Genomic DNA, 24,833 nt, shown 5'->3' with positions numbered 1-24,833 from the left:
AAAAACGCCCGATTCCGTGAGGAATCGGGCGTTCTTTTTTGAACGTGGAAGCGGTATTAACGCTTCGAGTACTGCGGACGCTTACGCGCTTTACGCAGACCCACTTTCTTACGTTCAACTTCACGGGCGTCGCGGGTAACGAAGCCAGCTTTGCGCAGAGCGCTACGCAGGGTTTCATCGTAGTCCATCAGAGCGCGAGTGATGCCGTGGCGGATTGCGCCAGCCTGACCACTTACACCACCGCCGATCACAGTGACGTAGATGTCGAACTTCTCGACAGTCTCGGTCAGCTCCAGCGGCTGGCGAACTACCATGCGGGCAGTTTCGCGGCCGAAGAAGTTATCCAGCGAACGGTTGTTGATGGAGATGTTACCAGTACCCGGACGCAGGAAAACGCGTGCGGTTGCGGTCTTGCGACGGCCAGTGCCGTAATTTTGAGTCGCCGACATAATGTACTATTCCGTTAAAACTTCAGTTCTTGGGGCTGCTGAGCAGTATGTGGGTGAGCAGCGCCCGCATAGACTTTCAGCTTACGGTACATGTCGCGACCCAGTGGGTTTTTAGGCAGCATGCCTTTAACCGCGGTCTCGATCACGCGCTCAGGGGCCTTGGCGATCAGCTTTTCAAAGTTGATCGACTTGATGCCGCCCGGGAAACCGGAGTGGGAGTAGTACATTTTGTCAGTGGTTTTAGCGCCGGTAACACGGATCTGCTCGGCGTTGATGACGACGATGTAGTCGCCGGTGTCAACGTGAGGAGTGTACTCAGGCTTGTGCTTGCCACGCAGACGGCTCGCGATTTCGGTGGCCAGACGACCCAGGGTCTGACCAGCAGCGTCGACGACAAACCAGTCGCGCTTTACTGTTTCCGGTTTAGCAGTAAAAGTTTTCATTCTTTATAGCCTCAGGGGCCGCCTGTAAATAAGACGGCGGATCTTACTGAATAGTGCGTACTTTGACAAGTCAAAGGCAGCCGGATACAGACGCTTTCGGGGGCTCGGGTCGGCGCGTCCGTTCAACGGCAAGATTCTTCGGCGGCGGCGCATCACTTCCACTGCAGAAAGAGGTCGGCAATTATGCAGATTGCGAAAAATATTTCAACCTGCTTTTATGATTGTTTTGCCCAAGGAGCACCCGATGGACTATCGCCAGCTAGGCCGTACCGACCTGAATGTGAGTGCAATCTGCCTCGGCACCATGACCTGGGGCGAGCAGAACACTGAAGCTGAAGCCTTCGCCCAGATCGAACGCGCCAAAGAGGCCGGGATCAATTTCCTCGACACCGCCGAGATGTACCCGGTGCCGCCGAAAGCCGAAACCTACGCCACCACCGAGCGCTATATCGGCAATTACTTCAAGAGTCGCGGCGACCGCGCCGACTGGATCCTCGCCAGCAAGATCGCCGGCCCGGGCAACACCATCGATTACATCCGCGACAAGAATCTGCGCCACAATCGCCAGCACATCACCGAAGCACTGGACGGCAGCCTCAAGCGCCTGCAGACGGATTACATCGATCTGTATCAACTGCACTGGCCGGAACGCAGCACCAATTTTTTCGGACAGCTGGGCTACCAGCACAAGATCGAAGCCAACCTGACGCCGCTGGAAGACACGCTCGAAGCGCTCGACGAGCAAGTGAAGGCTGGCAAGATTCGTCACATCGGCCTGTCCAACGAAACGCCATGGGGCACCATGCGCTTTCTTGCGCTGGCTGAAGCGCGTGGCTGGCCGCGCGCGGTGTCGATCCAGAACCCGTACAACCTGCTCAACCGCAGCTTTGAAGTGGGCCTGGCGGAAATCGCCATCCGTGAACAGTGCGGCCTGCTCGCTTATTCGCCGCTGGCGTTTGGCTTCCTCTCGGGCAAATACGAAGGCGGCGCGCGCCCGGCGAAAGGTCGCCTGAGCCTCTACAGCCGCTTCAGCCGCTATTTCAACCCGCAGTCGGAGGCAGCGTGCAGCCGTTACGTCGCCCTGGCCCGCGAGCACGGTCTGGATCCAGCGCAGATGGCCCTCGCGTTCGTCAATCAACAAACGTTCGTCACCAGCAACATCATTGGCGCGACGACGCTTGAGCAGCTGGATAGCAACATCGCCAGTTTTGACCTGAAGCTATCCGATGAAGTGCTGGCCGGGATCGAGGCGATTCACAAGGATCATCCGAATCCTGCCCCATGATTTGCCGCTAAAAGCTTCGCGAGCAGGCTCGCCCCCACAGGTACTGTGTTCTCTTGTGGGAGCGAGCCTGCTCGCGAAGGGGCCAGTCAGATCACCTCCACAGCGGAACGCGAAGCGTCCCCGGCGCATTCCCACGCAACGCGTGGGAATGCTCATCAGAGCGACCGCGCAATAATCTCTTTCATGATTTCATTGGTGCCGGCATAGATCCGCTGCACTCGCGCATCGGCCCACGCCCGGGCCACCGGATACTCCCACATGTAGCCGTAGCCGCCGTGCAACTGCACGCATTCATCGAGCACCTTGCACTGCAGGTCGGTGCCCCAATATTTGGCCATCGCCGCCGTCGGCACGTCGAGCTTGCCCTGCAAGTGCAGCTCCAGACAGCGGTCAACGAACACTCGGCCGATCTGAATTTCCGTGGCCATCTCGGCCAGTTTGAAGCGGGTATTCTGGAAATCGGCGATCGCCTTGCCGAATGCCTTGCGATCGCGGGTGTAGTCGAGCGTCCACTGTAACGCCGCTTCGGCCGAGGCCAGCCCACCGATCGCCACGGTCAGGCGCTCCTGTGGCAATTCCTGCATCAGGTAAGCGAACCCTGCCCCGGCCTGCCCCAGCAGATTTTCCTTGGGCACACGCACATCCTGGAAGAACAACTCCGACGTGTCCTGCGCCTTCATGCCGACCTTTTCCAGACGCTTGCCCTTTTCGAAGCCCGGGGTGTTCGCCTCCACCAGAAACAGACTGGTGCCCTTGGCGCCGGCCTTCGGATCGGTCTTGGCGACCACGATCACCAGGTCCGCAAGAAAGCCGTTGGTGATGAAGGTTTTCGAGCCGTTGATCACATACTCGTCGCCGTCCAGCACGGCTGTGGTTTTTACGCCCTGCAGATCAGATCCGGCACCCGGCTCGGTCATGGCGATCGCCGTGACCATCTCGCCGGAGACCAGTTTCGGCAGGTATTTGTGCTTCAGCGCTTCACTGCCGTAATGCAGGATGTAAGGCGCGACGATGTCCGAATGCAGGGAGAAACCGATCCCGGTCAACCCCAGCCTTCCGACTTCCTCGATGACTACCGCGCTGTAAAGAAAATCCGCGCCCAGCCCGCCGTATTCCTCCGGCAGGTGCGAGCAAAGCATCCCCGCCTCCCCCGCCTTGTTCCACAGCTGACGGTCGATGTGGCCTTGTTTTTCCCATTGCGCGTGGAACGGCACGGCTTCTTTTTCGAGGAAGGTTCGTACGCTGTCGCGGAACAATTCGTGCTCTGCGCTGAACAAGGTTCTGGGGATCATGCGGCACCTGTCTTTCTTGTTGGAGGGATACGTCCTTCAGAGACTATGCGCCGCCAGCGTCACGGGACACTGGACACATCCGACAAAAAATAAGACGATCCAGCCGTCTGGTGACCACTTTCCCTTATAAAAACAAAACAAAAGTTGAATTATGTCCAAGCACGTCTCCACGCCTTTGCGGCGCGTCAGCATCCTGGCAATCGACCGGGTTTTCGCTTCCACTCTCATGCAAGCCAAGGATTTCTTTCACTTGGCCAGCCTGCGTTATGGCAAACAACTGGGCCAGGGCCTGACACCGGCGTTCGAAACGCGCCTGGTCAGCCCCGATGGCAAACCGGTGAACAGTTTCAGTGACGTGGTGATGCCGGTCGATGGCGGCCTGGAAAACGCCGATGTGATTATCCTTCCGGCGTTCTGGGATGATTTCGATACGCTGTGCAGCCGTTACCCGCAAGTCCTGCCGTGGCTGCGTGAGCAACACGCCCGCGGCGCAGTGTTATGCGGCGAAGCGACCGGGGTGTTCTGGCTGGCCGAAGCGGGTTTGCTCAATGGCAAGGAAGCGACCACTTACTGGCGTTTTTTCAATGCCTTCGCCGAGCGTTTCCCCAAGGTCTATCTGAATCAGGACAAGCACCTGACCGATGCCGACAATCTGTACTGCGCCGGCGGTACAACGTCGGCCTGCGACTTGTACATTTATCTGATCGAGCGCTTCTGCGGCGCCAACGTGGCGCAAGCCGTGGCCCGCGACATTCTTTACGAAGTGCAGCGCAGTTATTCGCCGGGACGCATTGGTTTCGGTGGGCAGAAGCTGCATCAGGACGTGATCATCCTGCAGATCCAGCACTGGCTTGAAGAACATTTCGCCGACAAGTTCCGCTTCGAAGACGTGGCCCGCGAACACGGCATGAGCATCCGCAACTTCATGCGCCGCTTCCAGACCGCCACCGGCGACAAGCCGCTGCACTACCTGCAACGCCTGCGCATCGAAACCGCCAAGGGCTTGCTGTCGGGCAGCCGCAAAAGCATCAAGACCATCAGCTACGAGGTCGGTTACGACGACGCGAGCTTCTTCGCACGGCTGTTCCGCCAGCACACCGAATTGTCGCCGAATCAGTATCGGCAGCAGTTTCAGCAGGCTGCCTGACCCGGCCTGATGAAAACCGAGCACAAAAAAGGGCCTGCAATCGCAGGCCCTTTTTTATTTGCCGAAAACGGTTTAAGGCTTGTGCGCCCGTGACAGGAATTCGTGGGATTGCATCTCCAGCAACCGGCTCAGCGTGCGCTGGAATTCGAAAGTCAGGCGGCCGCCGGTGTACAGATCCTTCAGCTCCACCTCGGCAGAAATGATCAGCTTGACGTTGCGATCATAGAACTCGTCGACCATGTTGATGAAGCGTCGGGCGATGTCGTCGGTGGTGACGCTCATCTGCTCGACACCGCTGAGCAACACGGCGTGGAAGATCTTGCCCAGTTCGATGTAATCGTTCTGGCTGCGCGGGCCGTCGCACAGTTCGCGGAAATCGAACCAGGCCACGTCATCGCACGTGCGCAGCGCACGGATTTCGCGGTTTTCGATGATCAGCACATCGTTTTCGACTGCCGCGGTGCACTCCGGTGTCAGCGCCTTGAAGCTCTTGCGCAGGCTTTCGTGAGCGGCTTCGTCGAGCGGATAGTGGAACAGCTCGGCTTGTTCGAGGTGGCGCAGACGATAATCGACGCCGCTGTCGACGTTGACGATCTCGGTGTTTTGCTTGATCAACGCAATCGCTGGCAGGAAGCGCGCGCGCTGCAGGCCGTCCTTGTACAGACCGTCCGGCACGATGTTCGAAGTCGCGACCAGGGTCACGCCATTCTTGAACAATTCTTCCATCAAGGTGCCGAGAATCATCGCATCGGTGATGTCGGAGACGAAGAATTCATCGAAGCAGATCACCCGCGACTCGGTCGCGAAGCGCTTGGCGATGATGGTCAGCGGGTTTTTCTCGCCGCCGAGAGTTTTCATCTCTTCGTGCACGCGCTTCATGAAGCGGTGGAAGTGGGTGCGGGTCTTTTCCTTGAACGGCAGCGCTTCGAAGAAGGTGTCGACCAGGTAAGTCTTGCCGCGACCGACGCCGCCCCAGAAGTACAGGCCCTTGACCGGCGTTTGATCCTTTTTGCCAAACAGCTTGCCAAGGAACCCCGGCTTGTTCTGGTCAGCGGCGATCAGGTCGTCGTACAGACGCTGCAAATGACGCACAGCCGTTTCCTGCGCAGCGTCATGGAAGAAGTCCGGGCGTTTCAGATCTGCTTGATATCGTTCTAGGGGCGTCATAATTCGTTAGCAAGGCAACAAAAACGGGCCGTCACTGTAGCGACGGCCCGCAGGAATGGCAATCGGCCCTTGGTCGGGTCGTGCCGCCGATCAGTCCTGAGCCGGGGTCAGCGCGACGCGCAGTGCGGCGATGGCCGCGTCCCGCGCAGCCGCGTCGGCGAACGCCGGGCTGTCGCCGACGCATTCGCCTTGCAGCCACACGCTGAAGCTCAAGTCATCGTTGCGCACGTCCAGCGGTTCGCCGGACTGCAGCTGCTTGGTCACTTGCCCGGCGGTTTTGCCATCGGCGAAATTGCGCGACAACAGCAATTGCTCACCATCGGCCGCCAGCAGACGGAATCGGAAGCTGCCGTCGTCTTCGCGGAAGCTGACGAAACGTGCGGCTTTGGCGGCTTTCTTCTTGGTGGTCGCGGCAACCTGCACCTGATTGACGAACGAACGCAGTCCCACCGCTTCACGCAGCTCATTGAGGAACGGCGTAGCCACGGCGCGGGCTTTTTTCGCGCCGATCTGCAAAATGTCTTCCAGATCCGCCGGGCGCTCGATCAACTGGTGATACTTGTCGCGCGCTTCGCCCAATTCGTTGTCGAGCAACTGGAACAGACGATTTTTCGCCTCGCCCCAACCCAGACCGCCGAGCAGTTCGCTGCGGAATTCTTCCGCCTGTGCCGGCGTAGCGAACGCCGTGAACAGGGTGAACAGGTGCGAGTTATCAGGATCCTTGGCTTCGCCAGGGGCCTTGGAATCGGTGACGATCCGCGAGATCGCGTCCTTCATTTCCTTGGCGCTGGAGAACAACGGGATGGTGTTGTCGTAGCTCTTCGACATCTTGCGACCGTCGAGGCCTGGCAGGGTCGCCACGCTTTCCTCGATCAGCGCTTCGGGCATGGTGAAGAACTCCTTGCCCTGGCCGAACAGATGGTTGAAGCGCTGACCGATATCCCGGGCCATTTCCACGTGCTGGATCTGATCGCGACCGACGGGCACCTTGTGCGCGTTGAACATCAGAATGTCCGCCGCCATCAGCACCGGGTAGCTGTAGAGGCCCATGGTAATACCGGCATCCGGGTCTTCGCCGGTTTCGACGTTCTTGTCCACGGAGGCCTTGTAGGCGTGCGCACGGTTGAGCAGGCCCTTGGCGGCAACGCAGGTCAGCAGCCAGGTCAGCTCGGGGATTTCCGGAATGTCGGACTGACGGTAAAAGGTCACGCGGTCAACATCCAGGCCACCGGCCAGCCAGGTCGCGGCGATTTCCAGACGCGAGCGCTGGATGCGCAGCGGGTCATCGCATTTGATCAGGGCGTGGTAGTCAGCCAGGAAGTAGAACGAATCGGCGTTGCTGTCGCGGCTGGCGAGGATCGCCGGGCGGATCGCGCCGGCGTAATTGCCCAGATGCGGCGTGCCGGTGGTGGTGATACCGGTGAGGATGCGGGTACGGTTGGTCATGGGTAATCGCTTGTCAGACTGCAATCAATTCGAGAGACGCGGCAGGATCAGATCCTTGAGATCGGTCAGCTTGCCGTGAAAAAAGTGTCCGCATTCTGCCACTTTCAGCAGCTCATGGGGGCGCTGGAGTTGTTCGGACCATTGGTAGACCAGTTGCGGATCGATGACCTCATCGGTTTCCGGCTGGATCACGGTCAGTTCGCCGTGCTGTGGCAGTTGATCCTGCTCGCTCAGGCGCATCACCGCCGGCGCAACCATGAACAGGTGCTCGAGCTGCACGCCTTCGGCTTCGAGGCGGCCGCCGAGACTTGCTGCAACAAATCCGCCAAAGGAAAAACCGAACAGGGTCAGCGGCAAGTCCGGGTGTTTTTCCCGCAGCCAGGCAGCGGCGGCCTGGGCATCATCGACTTCACCGGTGCCCATGTCGTGGGTGCCTTCGCTGGCGCCAACGCCGCGATAGTTGAAGCGCAAGGTGATCAGGCCGGCGTCGCGCGCGGTGCGCTGCAGCGTCGAGACGACCTTGTTGAGCATGGTGCCGCCCTGCACCGGGTTCGGATGGCAGATCAGTGCGATGCCACGCGGCTGCTCGTTGTCCAGGTAAAGACTTTCCAATTGACCCACCGGGCCGGCAATCACTACAGGGGTTTCACGCATCAGCAAGGGAGGAACTCCGTGACCTCGAATCGGGTCGACTCGTCTAGCAAATTGTCTGTGCCGATCTATTGCGAGTGAATCGCGGTATACAGCGCAGGTTCGAGCCGTTAACGTAAAGCAAAGCCGTTTATAGAGGAAGGACTCGTGGAACACTCGCTCTTAGTTTGGTTGTTACCGACTCTTGCCCTGGTTGTGGGTGTCGCCATTGGATTCCTGATCGCGCGCGTTGCGCCGAACGCCGCACCGAGCCGTACGCAGCGTCAACTGGATGATATCCAGGAGCGTTTCGACAGTTATCAAAACGAGGTGGTCACCCACTTCAACAGCACCGCGATGCTGGTCAAGAAGCTCACTCAGAGCTATCAGGAAGTGCAGGACCATCTTGCCGAGGGCGCCAATCGTCTGGCCCTCGACGAACAGACCCGCCAGCGCCTGATCGCCGCTCTGCATGCCGACGCCGCGCAAGCGCCGCGCGAACGCCTGACGCCACCGCGCGATCAAGAGCCGCCGCGCGACTACGCGCCAAAGAGCCCGAACTCGCCGGGCATGCTCGATGAGCATTATGGGCTGAAGAAGTAATCAGCCTTCGCTGATAAAAAAGCCCCCGGACAAGTGTGTGGTCCGGGGGCTTTTTTGTATCGGCTGATTTTGCGGTGACAACACTGACCTCTTCGCGGGCAAGCCCGCTCCCACAGGGGTTATGTGTGGAACACAGATTTTGGGGACACCACCAATACCTGTGGGAGCGAGCTTGCTCGCGAAGGGGCCGGCACAGGCCACACAAAAAAATGCCCGATCACAGGACCGGGCATTTCTTCATTCAGACAATCGCTTACGGATACTGCTGCACCGTACCTGGCTGCTGTTGCTGCTGACCACCGTATTGCTGACCTGGAATCGCCTTCAGGTTGACTTCAACCCGGCGGTTCTGCGCCCGGCCATTGACGTCACCGTTGCTGGCAATCGGATTATCCGGACCCGCGCCACGGGCCGACAGGTTGGCACCGCTGACACCTTGCGACGTCAGGTAGGTCGCCACGCTCTGCGCACGACGTTGGGACAGGTCCATGTTGTGCTGGCGGCTACCGGTGCTGTCGGTGTAGCCGACGATTTCGATCTGGTTCTGGTTGAACTCTTTCAACGAGTTGGCCAGGTTGTTCAACGGCTGGTAGAAGCTCGAAGCGATGTTCGCCGAATCAGTCGCGAAAGTGATGTTGCCCGGCATGATCAGCTTGATCTGGTCGCCCTGACGCTGCACTTCAACGCCGGTGTTGGCCATGCTCGCGCGCAGTTTCTTCTCCTGCTGGTCGGCGTAGTAACCATAACCGGCGGCCGAGGCACCGACGACGGCGGCGCCGATCAAGGCGCCTTTGCCACGGTTGTCGTGACCGATGGCGGCACCGGCGAGCGCGCCGGCCAAGGCGCCGAGACCACCGTATTTGGCGGTTTTGCTCATGCCTTGCGAGCCACCGTCAGCCTGCCCCTGATTGTCATACGGATTGGGCGAGGCGCAGCCGGACAGCAAGGCCACGGCAGTAGCGACAATAATCAAACGACGCGTGGTGAACATGGAGAGCTCCTACATTTTTTGCATTCTATGGTGCAGCGGCCATCGATGAATGGACCCGTGCGGGCGTTGGATCATGACAATGCCTAAAAATTCCGCCGCACACCCGTTACAAAAAATTCAGGCACGCACGAACGGGTTCTCACGCATCTCGTCACCCAAGCGAGTGTCTGGCCCATGGCCGGTCACCACGGTCGCGTCTTCATCCAGCGTATACAGCCGCTGCTTGATCGAACGCACGATGGTCGCCTGATCGCCGCCCCATAAATCCGTGCGCCCTACGCCGCGACGAAACAGCGTGTCGCCGGCTATCAACAGCTTAGCCTCGGAAAACCAAAAGCTCATGGAACCTGGCGTATGTCCCGGCGTGTGCAATGCCACACCGCAGCCGCAAGCCAGCTCTTCGTCATCGCTCAACCAACGGTCAGGCGACGGCACCGGGGTGTACGGTACGCCGAACATCTGGCATTGCATCTCGAGGTTGTCCCAGAGGAACTGGTCTTCCTTGTGCAGATGCAGGGTCGCGCCGGTTTTTTCTTTCATCTGCCCGGAAGCGAGAAAGTGATCGAGATGGGCGTGGGTGTGGATGATGCTGACGACCTTCAGGCCATGCGCATCGAGGCGCGCCATGATCAGGTCGGGATTGCCGCCAGGGTCGACGACGATGGCTTTTTTTGTGATCGGGTCGCCGATGATCGTGCAGTTGCACTGGAGCGGGCCGACCGCGAAGGTTTCGCGGATCAGCGTTGGCGAGGCGGCAGGCATGATGACTCCCATTAGCGTGGCAAATTCGCAGAATACGTATGCCCTCTTCAGTAATCCACGCTTTTGGTCGATACAGAGTTCCTGACAGCCACATGTCGGCCAGTCAAAAAAATAGTGTCAATATGATGTCACGCGACGCGTTTTTGATGCAAAATCTTACTTTTCAGCGGCCGTATCTTGGACAGGCCGCGGTCCATCCAGGAATATTCACATGCCTCGCCCGACTCAATCGACTGACAGCACTTTCTCCGCATTGACTGGAAACAAAGCCGTAGACAGCTTGATCTCGGGCTCTCAGTGGGAAAGCATCAGATGGACCGATAAAAGCGCGCCGACCGAACTGACCTTCAGTTTCATCAACGCGGGATCGTCATATTTTGCGACCAATTACAGTGCCAACAACGAATACAACGCGGTTTTTTCCCTCACCGCCAATCAGCAAAACGCCGTCTTCGGCGCCCTGAGCTCGTGGAGTTCGGTGGCGAATATCAAATTCAGCCAGACCACCGACGATGTGTTCAATGTCGGCGATCTGCGCTTCGGCGGCTATTCGCTGATGGACAGCGGCACCGTGGCCTGGGCTTATCTGCCCGGCAGTGCGCCAAGGTCCGGCGACGTCTGGATCGGCCCCGAGACCAATCAGGCAGTGCCGGATAAAGGGTCCTACGATTACCTGACCTTCCTGCACGAAATCGGCCATGCCATCGGTCTCAAGCACCCGTTCGCCACCAGTGTGGCCAATACCACAGTGCTGGATGCTTCGCTGGACGATGTGCGCTTTACCGTGATGAGCTACAACGACAACTACTCGTACCAGCCCACGACGCCGATGCTGCTGGACATCCTGGCCATCCAGAGTCTGTATGGTGCGAACAACGCCTGGCAGGCCGGTAACACCACCTACTCGTGGGCGAACAATCAGTCGGTTTTCGAAACCATCTGGGACGCTGGTGGCACTGACACCATCGATGCTTCCAATCAGCTGAATTCCGTACGTATCGATTTGAATGAAGGCGCCTTCAGTCAGATCGGCAAGGCGTTTCTCGATCTCGATACATTGACTGCATTCAATGAAGGCCTGGCCATCGCCTACGGTGCGAAGATCGAAAACGCCGTCGGCAGCGGCAACGACGACAGCCTCACCGGCAACGCGCTGGACAATATTCTCAACGGCCTCGGTGGCGCCGACACAATGGTCGGCGGCACCGGCAATGACACCTATTTTGTCGACAATGTCGGCGACACCGTTATCGAGACCAGCAACCTGTCGAATGAAATCGACACGGTGCTCAGCTACATCGATTACACCCTGGGGGCCAACGTCGAACTGCTGACGTTGATGGGCACCGGTAACCTCAGCGGTACCGGTAACGCGCTGAACAACCGCATCACCGGTAACTGGGGGCAAAACACTCTCGATGGCGGTGCCGGCGCGGACACGCTGATCGGTGGCGGCGGCGACGACACTTACTTCGTCGACAACGCTGGCGACGTCGTTATTGAAAACATCGAAGTGGGTGGCGGCACCGACACTGTCAACTCTTCTGTCAGCTACAGCCTGAGTGCCAACGTCGAAAACATAGTGTTGACCGGGTCCGCCAACCTGAACGCCAACGGCAACATCAGCAACAACGTGATGACCGGCAACAGCGGCAACAACGTACTCAATGGCGGCGCGGGTGTGGACACCCTGATCGGTGGTGCTGGCGATGACACTTATTATCTGGACCAGTCGGCCGAACTCGGGCTGATTCAGGAAAACGGCGGCGAGGGTAATGACACCCTGCGTATCTATTACAACGCCACGGCCTCGACCAACACGGTAAACCTCAATCAAGGCAACCTCACTGATGTTGAAAACGTCTGGTTGATGGGTTCCGGCAACTACACCGTGCAAGGCAACAGTCTGGCCAACTACCTCCTCGGCGGCGCCGGCAGCGACAACCTGCAGGGCGGGGCCGGCGATGACCGGCTGGATGGCGCAGCGGGTGCCGACACCCTGGCAGGCGGCACAGGTGACGACATCTATGTGATCGATAACGCCGGCGACGTTGTCATCGAAGGCAGCGGCGAAGGCCGTGATCGTGTACTGAGCAATATCGGTTACACCCTGACCGCCAACGTCGAAGACGGACAATTGCTGGGCAACGGTGATCTGTATCTGGTCGGCAACAGCGAGGACAACACTCTGATCGGCAATGCCGGCAGCAACATCATCAATGGCCAGGCAGGCGCCGACACCATGGACGGTGGCGCCGGCAACGACACTTATTTCGTCGACAACGCGGCCGATGTCATTATCGAAACCGGTGCCTCGCTGACCGAGATCGACACGGTGCTGTCCTCCCTCGCCAATTACACGCTCGGCGCCAACCTGGAAAATCTCACCCTGCGTTTTGCCGACAACATCAACGGCACCGGTAACGCGCTGAACAACGTCATGACCGGTAACACGGGCGACAACATTCTCGACGGCGGCGCCGGTGCCGACACGCTGATCGGTGGCCTGGGCAACGATACCTACGTGGTCGATAACGCCAGCGACGTGATAGTCGAAAGCAGTGCATCGATGACCGAGATCGACACCGTGCGCTCTTCGATCAACTACAGCCTGGGCGCCAACCTGGAAAATATCGTGCTGACCGGCACCGCCAACCTCAATGCCAACGGCAATACCCTGAGCAACGTGATGACCGGTAACAGCGGCAATAACGTGCTCAACGGCGGCGCGGGCCTGGACACCATGATCGGCGGCAATGGCGACGACACCTACTACCTCGACCAGAGCGGCGAACTCTCGCTCATTCAGGAAAACGCCAGCGAAGGCAGCGATACCCTGCGCATCTATTACAACTCCACGCCGCTGACCAGCGTGGTCAACCTGAGCCTGAGCAATCTGGCCAACGTCGAGAACGTCTGGCTGATGGGCACTGGGGGCTACACGGTGCAGGGCAACAACCTGAACAACTATCTGCTCGGCAGCGCGTCGGCGGATACCTTGCAAGGCGGCAACGGCGATGACCGCCTGGACGGCGCCGCCGGGGCGGACACCTTGATCGGTGGCAGCGGTGACGATACCTACGTCATCGACAACACGGGTGACCAGGTAGTAGAGCTGAGTGGCGAAGGCCGTGATCGCGTCCTTACCAACATCGGTTATACGCTGACTGGCAACGTCGAAGACGGCCTGTTGCTGGGCACCGGCGACCTGTACCTGGTGGGTAACGGACTGGACAACGTCCTGACCGGTAATGCCGGCAGCAACATCATCAACGGCCAGGAAGGCGCCGACACCATGGACGGCGGTGCGGGCAACGATACCTATTTCGTCGACAACATCGGCGACGTGATCATCGAAAACGGCACCTCGCTGACCGAGATCGACACCGTGCTGTCCTCGATGTCCAACTACACGCTCGGTACCAATCTGGAAAATCTGACGCTGCGCTTCGCCGACAATATCAACGGCACCGGTAACGCGCTGAATAACGTCATCACGGGCAACGCCGGCAATAACATTCTGGATGGCGGTGCAGGTGCCGACACCCTGATCGGCGGTCTGGGCAACGACACCTATGTGATCGATAACGTCGGCGACGTGATTGTCGAAAGCAGCACCCTGATCAATGAGATCGATACCGTTCGTACCTCGTTCAACTACAGCCTTGGCGCCAATCTGGAAAACGTCGTGTTGACCGGCTCGGCCAACCTCAATGCCAACGGCAATACCCTGAACAACGTCATGACCGGCAACAGCGGCAATAACGTGCTCAACGGCGGCGCGGGGCTGGACACCATGATCGGTGGCGCCGGTGACGACACCTATTATCTCGACCAGTCAGGTGAGTTGTCGCTGGTTCAGGAAAATGCCAGCGAAGGCACCGATACCCTGCGTATCTACTACAACGCTACAGCTTCCAATAACACGATCAACCTCAACCCGGGCAACCTCAGCCACGTCGAAAACGTGTGGCTGATGGGTACCGGTAACTACATCGTGCAAGGCAACGGCCAGGACAACTATCTGCTCGGCGGCGCGGGCAACGACACGCTGCAGGGTGGTGCCGGTAACGACCGTCTGGACGGCGCGCTCGGCGCGGACACGCTGGCCGGTGGTACAGGCGATGATACTTACGTGATCGACAACGCCGGTGACCTGATCATCGAAGGCCTCGGCGAAGGCCACGACCGCGTGCTGAGCAATGTCGGCTATACCCTGACCGCGAACGTCGAAGACGGCCAGTTACTGGGCAGCAGCGACCTGTACCTGGTGGGCAACGGTCTGGACAACATCCTGATCGGCAACAGCGGCAATAACATCATCAACGGCCAGGAAGGCGCGGACACGATGGACGGCGGCGCCGGCAACGACACCTACTTCGTCGACAATGTCGGTGATGTCATCATCGAGAACGGCACTTCACTGACCGAGATCGATACCGTGCTGTCCTCGCTGGCCAATTACACCATGAGCGCCAACCTGGAAAACATGACGCTGCGTTTCGCCGACAATATCAACGGCACCGGCAATGCCCTCAGCAACGTCATCACCGGCAATGCCGGCAATAACGTTCTCGATGGGGGGGCGGGTGCGGACACTTTGATCGGCGGCCTGGGCAACGATACCTATGTGATCGACAATGCCGGTGACGTGATTGTCGAGACCAGTACGCTGGGCAACGAAATCGATACGGTGCGCTCCTCGATCAATTACACCCTGGGCGCCAACCTGGAAAACCTGCAACTGACCGGCAGCACCAACCTGCTGGGCTATGGCAACGAACTCAATAACGTCCTCACTGGCAACGATGGCAACAACGTGCTCAATGGCGGCGCCGGCAACGACACATTGATCGGCGGTCGCGGCGTTGACATGCTCACCGGTGGCAGCGGAGCCGATACCTTTGCGTTCACCGACATCAGCGAAGTGGGCAAAGGCGCCGAGCGCGACGTCATTTATGATTTCAACAGCCTGCAGGGTGACAAGATCGATTTCTCGGCGTTCGACGCCAATCTGGGCACTGCCGGCCTCGACGCCTTCACCTTTATCGGTGCGGGCGACTTCACCGGCGCCGGGCAATTGCGCTTTGTCGATCAGGTACTGTCAGGCAATGTCTCCGGTAATGCCGGCGCTGACTTCGAGATTCATCTGGTCGGTGTGAACGCATTCTCCGAGCAGAACCTTGTGGCTTGATTGACATGAGTTGAACGCAACGCGCAACGCGCTAATGAAAAAAACGCCCCGAACCTCTCGGGGCGTTTTTTTTTGCAACCGCTGCATGGCGCTATGCCAACAGCCCCAGCTCCTTGGCTCTGGCCACCGCTTGAGTGCGCCGCTCTACTCCCAGCTTGCTATTGATGTGGCTGGCATGGGTTTTTACGGTATGCAGGGAAATGAACAACTGCTCACTGATCTGCTGATTCGAACAACCTTGAGCAATCAGCCGCAATACCGCCAGCTCTCGGGTACTCAATTGCTCTGCGGCGCTGGTGTCCCTGCCCGCTGCTGCCGGCGCTGCAAGCTGCGCGAGCAACTGTTGAGCCGCCCGCATTGGCGAGTTGTGCACATGCGCACGTAGCCAATCCGCGTGGTCTTTCACTAACCGGTCAAATGGCTGCAAGACACCACCGCCAGCGGCTTCCAGCGCTTGAATGAACACCTTGCGCGCCTCTGCCTCGCGCGCGCCGGTCAGAAGCAGCGCGACTTTCTGCGTCAACGCCATCACGCATAGCAACTGGCGTCCGCTTTGCTGACCGTTCTGGTGCAACGCGTCCAGACGCCCCTCGGCGAGCATCGGGCGCCCCTGAATGACATCAAGCAGCGCCTGCTGCAGTTCGACATGCAGTGGCAGTTGTGGATGGAATTCGGGCGGTGCCGCGGCCTGCTCCCCGGTATAGGTCTGGCTCAAGCGCGTGAGCCAGGCCTCGGCGAGATCGGTACGCCCCTGTGCCAGCCACAGTTCGCATTTGACCAGAGTGATCATCGCCAGGTAATAGATCGGCGGTACGTCCCAGATGTGCATCAAGCGTTCGGCTTCGGCGAGTTCGGCGAATGCCTTGGCGAATTCGCCACGGCTACCGTCCAGACGCGCAATCACGCAATGGCCGATCAACACGCTGATATCGCGACAGGCGCGCGCTTCGCCAAGGCCCGCCAGCAGGCGCACTCGCGCCGCGTCGGACTGCATGCGCATCGCCAGCAGAAAACCTTCGTACAACGTCAGCCGCGCGCGCACCGCATACAGGCGTTGCGGCGACAGACCGCGCAAGCGTTCCAGGCCCTGATGCACTTCGTCCAGCGCACGGAGGATTTCGCCACGCGATTGCAGCACCCGCGCCCGGTCGTAATGCGCCAGCGCTTCGAACAGCGGATTGCCCACGCGCTGCGCCAGTTCCAGAGACTCACGGTTGAGGCCGCGGGCGCGCCACAGGTCACCGTCGGCAATCGCCAGATTGGACAGGGTCGACAAACACATCAGCCGTTGCCCGTAACGTTTGGCCGGCAAGCTTTCCAGGGCCTCAGTGCAATATCTGATCGTCAACTCACGATGGCCGCGCCCCCGGGCGATGATCCCGCTCAGCGCCAGCCACTGCGCCAGCATCGATTTCTGGGCAGTGGCCGAAGGCGCCGGCAGAAAGCGACTCAGATGACTGGACAGATCTTCGGCGGCATCGAGCTGGCAGGCCAGCCCCAGTGCCCAGCTGTACAGAACGATCAGCCGCGGCGTGCTGATCAGCAGGCTGTCGGGCAAGTCCATTTTCCAGCGCAGCAACATGCCGACATTCTGCTCGGCGAGCAGTTGTTCCTCGGACAGGTTCTGAACCAGATTTGCCGCCACATCGAGGTGACCGGCACGCAGTGCCTGTTCAACCGCCTCATCGAGCAGGCCCTGCGCGTTGAACCAGCGACAGGCGCGCAAGTGCAACGTGGCAGTCGGCACCAGCGCCTGCGCCGGAGGACGACTGAGCAACAAATCAGAAAACAGATGGTGATAGCGATACCAATGCCCGTGTTCATCGAGCGGCACCAGAAAAACCTGATGAGCCAGCAGGAAACGCAAAATCTCGGCGCTGTCATGGGCTTCACGCACGGCGTCGCACAACTCGCTGCAAAAACGCTCCTGCGGCGCGGTGTCATAAAGGAATGTCTGCACTTCGGCCGGCAGGCAATCGATGACTTCTTCCAGCAGATAATCGCGGATCAGTCCTTCCCCACCATTCAGCGCTTGCGGCAATGCCGCCTTGCTGCCCGCCTCGGACACGGCCAGCAACCAGAAACGCAAACCGGCGACCCAGCCTTCGCTGCGCTGGATCAGGTTTTCCAGCGCTTCGCCGCGCAGTGAAGTGCTATGGCGATCGAGCAGAGCCAACGCCTCGTCGTGAGTCAGGCGCAGATCCTGTTCATGCAGCTCCAGCAACTGCCGCGACAGGCGCAGGCGCGCCAGATGCCAGTCCGGGCGGTGGCGACTGGTGACCATGACCAACAGGCCATCGGGCAGATGATTGAGGAAAAACTGCAGGCAACGGTCGAGCACCGGACCTTGGGCGAGATGATAATCGTCGAGCACCAGCAGTAACGGTGCGGCTGCGTCGAGATGCAGCGCCAGCTCGTCGAGCAGCCCGTCGAGCCATTCTTCGAAGGCGAACGGCTGATGGCGCTGACGCATTTTCAGCAGCCCGAGGGCGCCGGCACCTAACGCTGGAAAGTAATCTTGCAAACCTTCGAGCAGACGCTCTAGAAAGCGCCCGGGATCACTGTCGCGAGCGCTCAATCCGAGCCACAGGCTTTGCCAGCGCGCCGGCAGACTCTGACAGAACTCCACCGCCAGCGAACTCTTGCCGAACCCCGCTGGAGCGCTGACCAGCAACAGGCGCCCGCCGAGCCCCGCTTGCAAGCGCTCGCATAGACGCGGTCGCAGCACGTAGCCGTCGGGCAGTGGCGGGCGAAAAAAACGCCCGTCCAATGCCGTGACGGCAGCACTTGCAGGACCCGGAATCGGGGACAGATCAGTCATGGCCGGCTCTTGTTCGAATGGCGGTTGGCGGCGTTGCAGATGTCCGCAGCCTAGCCTTAATCGAACCGGTTATGAAGGTTGCTGCTACAAATGGCTACAAAAAGACTACAGACACAAAAACGCCCCGAACCGGTCGGGGCGTTTTCACGAGGATGCGGCCTCGGGTTTACCGTGGTTTAGCGGACACCATCCTGACGCAGAGCGGCCGGGGTGAAGTCGCTGGTGGTGGCGGTGAAGCCGAAGTCATACGCACTCTTCTCTTCGTTCTTCATGCCCAGCGCCAGATAGCGGCCGGACTGCAGGTCGTAGAGGGTTTCCAGGGCATACCACGGCACTTGCTTGTCGTAGTAGTTCTCGGCATGCGCCTCGGCTACACGCCACAGTTGGCCACGACCGTCATAGTGGTCGATCACCGCGGCCTGCCAAGTGTCTTCGTCAATGTAGAAGTCACGCTTGGCGTAAATGTGGCGCTGGCCTTCCTTCAGCGTCGCAGTCACATGCCAGACGCGGCGCAACTCGTAACGCGCCAGGTCCTGGTTGATGTGGCCGGCCTTGATGATGTCGGAGTACTTCAGTTTCGGATCGTCGAGCTTGTAACTGTCGGAGGCGATGTACATCTCTTTCTTGCCTTCGAGCTTCCAGTCGTAGCGATCCGGGGCACCGTTGTACATGTCGAGGTTGTCGGACGTACGCAGACCGTCCGCCGCGGTACCCGGACCGTCATAGGACACTTGCGGTGCACGGCGCACACGACGCTGACCGGCGTTGTAGACCCACGCCGAACGCGGCTCTTTGACCTGATCGAGGGTTTCGTGCACCAGCAGTACGCCACCGGCCAGACGTGCCGGCGCGGTCACTTTCTGCTTGAAGTAGAACAGGATGTTGCCCGGGTTCGCCGGATCGTAGTCCTTCATCTTGTCGCGAAACACGAACTGGTCCTGGAAGTACACCAGGCTGTACGAGCCGTTCGGTTGCGGCGTGGCTTGGGTCACCAGACGGGTCACGCTGCCGCCGCGATAGCGGGTGATGTGGTTCCAGATCACTTCTACGCCGGTTTTCGGAATCGGGAACGGCACGGCGGTATCGAAGTTTTCCAGACCGTTGCCGCCCGACACCAGATTGGTGCTGGTGGCGTTTTTCTTGATGGCGGCGAATACGTCATCCGGCACGGTGGCACCGCGATGGGACGGGTAGACCGGCATCTTGAAGGTTTCCGGGTAGCGCTTGAACATCGCGTACTGGCCCGGCGCAAGCTTGTCCTTGTACTTGTCGGCATCCTTGGCAGTGATGGTGAACAGCGGCTGCTCACTGGCGTAAGGGTTGGACAGGAAGCCCTTGCTGTCGACACTGCCGGCATTCTTCGGCAGTGGTTTCCAGGCCGGGATCGAACCGTCGGCGTTACCGGCCATTTCCGCGCCCATCGGCGTCAGGCTTTTGCCCAGTTTGTCGGCTTCAGCGGCAGGCACGGCGGCCATGACGCTGGTTGCCAACAGCGACAGACCCAGAACACCGGCGTGGAACAGACTCTTTGTTATTTTCATAAATTCGTTCGTCCTGAAATGCAGTGCTTAGAAGTTCACGCCGAAGCTGAGCGCAACGAAGTCGCGGTCATCCACGGTGGTGTACTTGCCGTCGAAGAAGTTGGTGTAAGCCAGGCTCGCGGTGTAAGTGTTCTGGTACTCGGCATCGACGCCCAGGCTGACTGCTTTGCGACCTTCCTCGAAGTTGCCGCCTGGGCCTGGCGAGTAACCGCTGACGTCGTGGGACCAGGCCACGTTTGGTTTGAGGTTCACACCGGCGAAGACGTCGTTGTATTCCCAGATGGCGCGACCGCGGTAGCCCCACGACATCGAGGTGGTGAAACCGTCGTTGTCGCAATTGCGGCTGCGGTTGTTTTGTGGCGAACCCGGGCCTGCGCCGTTGATGGTGCTGGCGTTGAGGATGTTTGCGCAGGTGTTGGTGGTGCCAGTGGCCGGCAATTCACCCGGACCGTAGACCGGATCGCGGCCGTAACGTTTTTCCGAACGGCTTTCCAGACCGCCGACATAGGTCGCGCCGACTTCGCCGACGAGGGTCAGACGGCTGGCGCCCATGACCTGATCGAAGAAGTGCGTGAAGGTCGTCTGGATCTGGGTGATTTCCTTGCGCTCGTAACCGTGCAGATCCTGACCCGGCACACCCGTGAGCAGCGAAGCGTTGGTCAGCGCGCCGCCCAATGGACGTACGCCAGCGAACAGAATATCGGTGGAGTTCAGTTGCACCGGTGCGTTCGGACGGTAGCTGATCTCACCGCTCCACGCCGTACCGGTAGGCAGGGTGGTAGAGAAGCTCAGACCGTAGAGGCGGATGTCCTCCGGGTATTCGATGAAGTAGTTCGAGTTGCCTGCGACCAGCAGTGGTGCGAGTGCGGCAAACGGCCCTGGCAGTCCAGCGGCCGTGTTGTAGACCGACTGCGGTGCACCGGTGGCGCTGAAGATCGGCGCACGGCTGTGGTAGTTCATGAAGTAGGCGCCAAACTCGGTGTCGAGTGGCTCGAACATGTATTTGAGGGATGCACCCCACTGACCGCTGTCGCGGGCATCGCGGTCCGGGCCACGGCGCACCAGTACGCCCTCCTGGTTGACGTCGACGCCGGCGTTGGCAAGCGGGCCCAGGGCAATGGCCGGAATCTGCGAACGCTTGTTCAGCACGCGCAGGTTGCTGTCGCAACCGTCGGCCACGATGTCTGGCTGGGAAAAGAAGGTGCCGCAGTTGTCGACGACGGTCTGATCCCATTCCAGTTGATAGAAGGCTTCGGCCGAAAGGTTTTCGGTCAGGCTCTGCGAGACGTAGAACATGTTGACCGGAATCAGGCCTTCCTTGATCTCGGCGCCGGGACGACGGAATGCGGACACGTCGATCGGGTTGATCGAGTTGATGCCGCCGCCGATGAAGGTACTTTCACCCCAGCTGACCACCTGCTTGCCCAGACGCACGGAGCCCGGCTGATCGGCGATCGCGTAGTTGTGGTAGACGAAGGCGTCGAGGATCTGCCCGCCCGAGGACTTGGCGCCCTCTTTGCGGTTGCTGTCGCTGATGTCCTTGAACTCGCGGCTTTCATCCTTGAGTTCGAAGTCGTACCAGTATTTGCCACGGACGAACACACCGGTGTCGCCGTACTTCAATTCAAGGTCATGGATGCCCTTGAAGATCTTGGAGAAGGTTTCGCCGCTCTTGAAGTTGGCGTGGCCGTCATCGGAAGTCTGCGACAGCCCGTGGCCGCCGTTGTTGACGCCGATGAGGTTCTTGTTCGGGCTCTGAGTAGACCAACTGGCACCGATCGACAGGGACGAGTCGAACTGGCCTTCGATTTCACCGACGTTGAAACTGACGCCGAATGCGGGCCCGGCGAGCGAGGAGGCAAGACTGACTGCCAGAGGCAGTTTCGCCCGGCGCCAGAACTGGTTTACTGAGGTCATCGACGCTACTCCATGTGCATTATTGTTATGGCAGTGAGTACTTTCAAAAACGCTGTGAAGGGCCGGAAGCCAAGGCTGCCCGAAACCGCTTCAAAGTTGCTCGCCCCAATCAGTGCGTGTGCTCCGTTTTCAAAAAGTCCTTGAGCGGACTATAGCCAGCAGGGGGTACTGCTTGATCCCTCTAAAGTGTGATTTGCAGTCGCCAACCACTCTGGAACAGTCCTTTCGCCAGTCCGACACAAGTCGGCACGGCAAGGATGGCTGATTTTTTCGATTTCACAAGCCAAGCGCTTGCTCGGTGGGTCTGGCGCGCCGGTTTCAGCGCGCCAGCGGACACTCAAAGTGTCGAAAGGAAGGTGCTGTTGCTGGCCTGCCATTCACTGATGTCGAGGCGGATACGCTTCTTGTCGAGCTTGCCGACACTGGTCTTGGGAATTTCGGTAACAAGGGCGATCTGACTCGGAATCGCCCACTTGCTCAAGTGCCCCAGTTCGACGAATGGCTTGAGGTGTTCCTTGAGCTCCCGAGCGCCGATCTCATGGCCTTCGCGAATCACCAGCAGGGCAAACGGGCGTTCGCCCCACTGCGGATCGGCAATCCCCACCACTGCTACTTCGCGTACCGCGACGTGACGGCTGATCAGGTCTTCGAGGTCGAGTGACGAGATCCACTCGCCGCCGGTCTTGATCACGTCCTTGATCCGGTCGCGGATGTCGATCACGCCCATGCTGTCGAGCGTAGCGACGTCGCCGGTGTGCAACCAGCCGCCACTCCACAGTTCGGCGCCCTTCTGTGGCTCGTTGAAATAGCCCTCGGTGAGCCACGGCGCGCGTAGCACCAGTTCGCCCTGGGTTTCACCATCCGCCGGCAGGAAGTTGCCCTCGCCGTCGACGATCGCAGCCTCCACCAATGGCCCGGGTACCCCAGCCTTGATCCGGTAAGTGGTGCGTTCGTCTTCCGTGCCGGCCATGAGCTCGTCATTGAGGTGTGCGCACGAGACCAACGGCCCGGTTTCCGACATGCCGTACGCAGCAGTGAGCTGGATGCCGCGCGCCTTGGCGTTTTCGTACAGGGAGCGATTCAGCGCGCTGCCGCCGATGACGATTTTCCAGCCGCCGAAATCGACGCCTTGCGCGCCTTTGGCGTTGAGAAGCATTTGCAGGATGGTCGGTACGCAATGCGAAAAGGTGACTTTTTCCTTGCGCCACAACTCGACGAGAAACTCCGGATCGTAACGCCCCGGATAAACCTGTTTAAGTCCGAGCATGGTCGCCACATAAGGCAAGCCCCAGGCGTGAACGTGGAACATCGGCGTGATCGGCATGTACACATCGTTAGTGCCAAGCAGACGCACGCTGTCGATCGAGCCCATGATCGTCGACACGCCAATGGTGTGCAGGACCAGTTGCCGATGGGTGAAATACACGCCCTTGGGATTACCAGTGGTGCCGGTGGTGTAGAACGTGGTTGCGACGGAGTTTTCGTCGAAGTCCTGGAAATCGTACTGCGGGCTCGCAGCAGCCAGCAGTTGCTCGTATTCGCCGACCAGGTTAGGCAACTCGGCGGTTTTCTCCGGCAGATCGGTGAGCAGCAGGGTTTTCTCGACCGTGGTCAACTGCGGCGCAATCGCTTGATAGAGGCCGACGAACTCGCTGTTGACCAGCACGAAGCGATCCTCGGCGTGGTTCATCGTATAGAGAATCTGCTCCGGCGACAGGCGCACGTTGATGGTGTGGATCACCGCGCCGATCATCGGGATCGCGAACATGCATTCCAGATAACGATGGCTGTCCCAGTCCATCACCGCCACCGTATCGCCGGCCTTCACACCCGCCGTCGTCAGCACATTGGCCAGCCGTGCGACGCGCTCGATCAGCGTCGGGTAGCTGTAGCGCAACTGGTCACGGTAGATGATCTCGCGGGTTTTCTCGTACCGGGCGCCGGACATCAGCAGCCGTTTGATCAGCAATGGATACTGGTAGGCCCCGTCGGCCGGGGGAATGACGCGAGTCTGCAACATAAGAATCCCTTTTCTGACTGCACGGTGTTGGCGGAGAGATCCTTACTCTAGTGCGCCTGCATGACAGTCAAATCAGCCAAAGGAATGATTTGCACAGCCGTACAAATGCTAGCTTTGCGCCAGCATCCAATGACTGAATCAGGGGCCATGCGCACCGGGGGGCGGGCAAACCTGTGAGAGCAGCAGCGAAAGGTTGCTTCGCCAGACAAAATCTGAACCGCTCCAAAAGCCCCTCACTCTAGCCCTCTCCCAGAGGGAGAGGGAACTGACCGAGTTGTGCCGAGCCAAACGCCGAACTGAAAGACCGAGGCGCTTGTGGGTTCGGAGAAAGTCGTTCATGTCGGCGTATTTCTCCAACTTCCCCCGATCGGTCCCCTCTCCCTCGGGAGAGGGCTAGGGTGAGGGGCCACAGTCTGCCAAGCGCCTTGAATCTCGAATCAATCACCCGCCACTCAATGCATCTCGGTAAACGCGATTTTCACGCCGAGAGCAATCAGCACTGCGCCCATGGTGCGGTCGAACCAGTGGCCCATGCGGGCAAAACCGGCACGCACGCGCTGCTGACTGAACAGCATTGCCACCAGGCAGAACCAGATCGCGGTGGCCACGGCCAGGTAAACGCCGTAACCGGCCTGCACCGCCAAAGGGGTGTGCGGATTGATCACCACGGTGAACAGCGAAAGGAAAAACAACGTGGCTTTCGGGTTCAGGCCGTTGGTCACGAACCCCGAAGTGAAGGCGCCACGCGCAGTGCGCACACCCGCTTCCTTGTGCAAATCATCCGTCACGGTTTTCGCCGGTTGCGCGCGCAACGCCTTGAAGCCGATGTACAGCAGATAGGCTGCGGCCGCCCATTTCAAGGCGTTGAACAGCACGATCGACTGCGACACGATCAGGCCGATGCCCAGCAGCGAATAACCGACATGCAGGAAAATCGCCGTGCCGACACCCAGCGCCGTCCATGTACCGGCGCGACGACCGTGGGTCACGCTCTCGCGCACCACCACGGCAAAGTCCGGGCCGGGGCTGGCGACGGCCAGCAGGTGGATCAGTGCAACGGTCAAGAACTCGGTCCAGTACATGGGGGCTCCTTTCGGCCAGGCGTATCAATTTGTTTCATCTGGT

The 24,833-nt window shown here is 59.5% G+C and carries 17 protein-coding genes; 4 read left to right on the top strand and 13 right to left on the bottom strand.

Annotated features, from left to right (window positions below):
* Positions 1-56: 56 nt before the first annotated feature.
* Together rpsI and rplM are read right to left on the bottom strand one after the other, a co-directional pair.
* Positions 57-449, bottom strand: coding sequence for a 30S ribosomal protein S9 (gene rpsI, locus V6F91_RS16010; protein WP_003228056.1), 393 nt, complete (start codon positions 447-449; stop codon positions 57-59).
* A gap of 14 nt (positions 450-463) precedes the next feature.
* Positions 464-892 carry a 50S ribosomal protein L13 gene (rplM, locus tag V6F91_RS16005; protein WP_007917032.1) on the bottom strand — a complete coding sequence of 143 codons (429 nt, stop codon included), beginning with the start codon at positions 890-892 and terminating at the stop codon, positions 464-466.
* 244 nt (positions 893-1,136) lie between these two features.
* On the opposite strand from rplM, the gene V6F91_RS16000 reads away from it, so the two are divergent.
* Positions 1,137-2,177 carry an NADP(H)-dependent aldo-keto reductase gene (locus V6F91_RS16000; RefSeq protein ID WP_090286147.1) on the top strand — a complete coding sequence of 347 codons (1,041 nt, stop codon included), beginning with the start codon at positions 1,137-1,139 and terminating at the stop codon, positions 2,175-2,177.
* Positions 2,178-2,332: 155 nt separating this feature from the next.
* Here the strand turns inward: V6F91_RS16000 and V6F91_RS15995 are convergent, their stop codons facing one another.
* Positions 2,333-3,469 (bottom strand): acyl-CoA dehydrogenase family protein, encoded by a 1,137-nt coding sequence (locus tag V6F91_RS15995; protein ID WP_332766043.1) that lies wholly within the window; start codon positions 3,467-3,469, stop codon positions 2,333-2,335.
* Between the two features lie 250 nt (positions 3,470-3,719).
* On the opposite strand from V6F91_RS15995, the gene V6F91_RS15990 reads away from it, so the two are divergent.
* Positions 3,720-4,616, top strand: coding sequence for a GlxA family transcriptional regulator (locus V6F91_RS15990; protein WP_172833317.1), 897 nt, complete (start codon positions 3,720-3,722; stop codon positions 4,614-4,616).
* 72 nt (positions 4,617-4,688) lie between these two features.
* On the opposite strand, the gene zapE is transcribed toward V6F91_RS15990, so the two are convergent.
* The 3 genes from zapE to V6F91_RS15975 all read right to left on the bottom strand — a co-directional run bounded on the left by zapE (position 4,689) and on the right by V6F91_RS15975 (position 7,883).
* Positions 4,689-5,783, bottom strand: coding sequence for a cell division protein ZapE (zapE, locus tag V6F91_RS15985; RefSeq protein ID WP_090286153.1), 1,095 nt, complete (start codon positions 5,781-5,783; stop codon positions 4,689-4,691).
* Positions 5,784-5,873: 90 nt separating this feature from the next.
* Positions 5,874-7,229 carry a tryptophan--tRNA ligase gene (locus tag V6F91_RS15980; protein WP_332766039.1) on the bottom strand — a complete coding sequence of 452 codons (1,356 nt, stop codon included), beginning with the start codon at positions 7,227-7,229 and terminating at the stop codon, positions 5,874-5,876.
* A 24-nt stretch (positions 7,230-7,253) separates the two neighbouring features.
* A complete protein-coding gene (locus V6F91_RS15975; protein WP_332766727.1) occupies positions 7,254-7,883 on the bottom strand; it encodes an alpha/beta hydrolase in 630 nt (209 codons plus the stop codon).
* Between the two features lie 144 nt (positions 7,884-8,027).
* Between V6F91_RS15975 and V6F91_RS15970 the strand changes: the two genes are divergently transcribed.
* Entirely contained in the window at positions 8,028-8,462 is a 435-nt protein-coding gene (locus tag V6F91_RS15970; RefSeq protein ID WP_016773251.1) for a YhcB family protein, read from the top strand.
* Between the two features lie 253 nt (positions 8,463-8,715).
* On the opposite strand, the gene V6F91_RS15965 is transcribed toward V6F91_RS15970, so the two are convergent.
* Positions 8,716-9,453 carry an OmpA family protein gene (locus V6F91_RS15965; protein WP_099757148.1) on the bottom strand — a complete coding sequence of 246 codons (738 nt, stop codon included), beginning with the start codon at positions 9,451-9,453 and terminating at the stop codon, positions 8,716-8,718.
* 117 nt (positions 9,454-9,570) lie between these two features.
* Positions 9,571-10,215 carry an MBL fold metallo-hydrolase gene (locus tag V6F91_RS15960; protein ID WP_332766034.1) on the bottom strand — a complete coding sequence of 215 codons (645 nt, stop codon included), beginning with the start codon at positions 10,213-10,215 and terminating at the stop codon, positions 9,571-9,573.
* Between the two features lie 211 nt (positions 10,216-10,426).
* Here V6F91_RS15960 and V6F91_RS15955 point away from each other — a divergent pair, with 211 nt between their 5' ends.
* Positions 10,427-15,409, top strand: coding sequence for a M10 family metallopeptidase (locus tag V6F91_RS15955; protein ID WP_332766032.1), 4,983 nt, complete (start codon positions 10,427-10,429; stop codon positions 15,407-15,409).
* Positions 15,410-15,500: 91 nt separating this feature from the next.
* Here V6F91_RS15955 and V6F91_RS15950 read toward each other — a convergent pair whose 3' ends face one another.
* From V6F91_RS15950 to V6F91_RS15930, 5 genes are all read right to left on the bottom strand, one after another.
* On the bottom strand, positions 15,501-18,230 hold the full coding sequence (locus V6F91_RS15950) for a LuxR C-terminal-related transcriptional regulator (protein ID WP_332766030.1): 2,730 nt from the start codon (positions 18,228-18,230) through the stop codon (positions 15,501-15,503).
* A 176-nt stretch (positions 18,231-18,406) separates the two neighbouring features.
* Positions 18,407-19,771: a DUF1329 domain-containing protein gene (locus tag V6F91_RS15945; RefSeq protein ID WP_258448052.1), complete on the bottom strand. Its 1,365-nt coding sequence runs from the start codon at positions 19,769-19,771 to the stop codon at positions 18,407-18,409.
* A 27-nt stretch (positions 19,772-19,798) separates the two neighbouring features.
* Positions 19,799-21,688 (bottom strand): DUF1302 domain-containing protein, encoded by a 1,890-nt coding sequence (locus V6F91_RS15940; RefSeq protein WP_332766028.1) that lies wholly within the window; start codon positions 21,686-21,688, stop codon positions 19,799-19,801.
* Between the two features lie 337 nt (positions 21,689-22,025).
* Positions 22,026-23,708 (bottom strand): fatty acid--CoA ligase, encoded by a 1,683-nt coding sequence (locus V6F91_RS15935; protein WP_332766026.1) that lies wholly within the window; start codon positions 23,706-23,708, stop codon positions 22,026-22,028.
* Positions 23,709-24,160: 452 nt separating this feature from the next.
* Positions 24,161-24,790 (bottom strand): LysE family translocator, encoded by a 630-nt coding sequence (locus V6F91_RS15930; protein ID WP_129395456.1) that lies wholly within the window; start codon positions 24,788-24,790, stop codon positions 24,161-24,163.
* Between the last annotated feature and the right edge of the window lie 43 nt (positions 24,791-24,833).

Origin of the sequence: Pseudomonas koreensis (assembly GCF_036668835.1) — a bacterium.
Classification (GTDB): Bacteria; Pseudomonadota; Gammaproteobacteria; order Pseudomonadales; family Pseudomonadaceae; genus Aquipseudomonas; species Aquipseudomonas koreensis_I.
The sequence above is the reverse complement of the archived record's forward strand: the minus strand, read 5'-3'. Positions and strand labels throughout refer to the sequence as shown.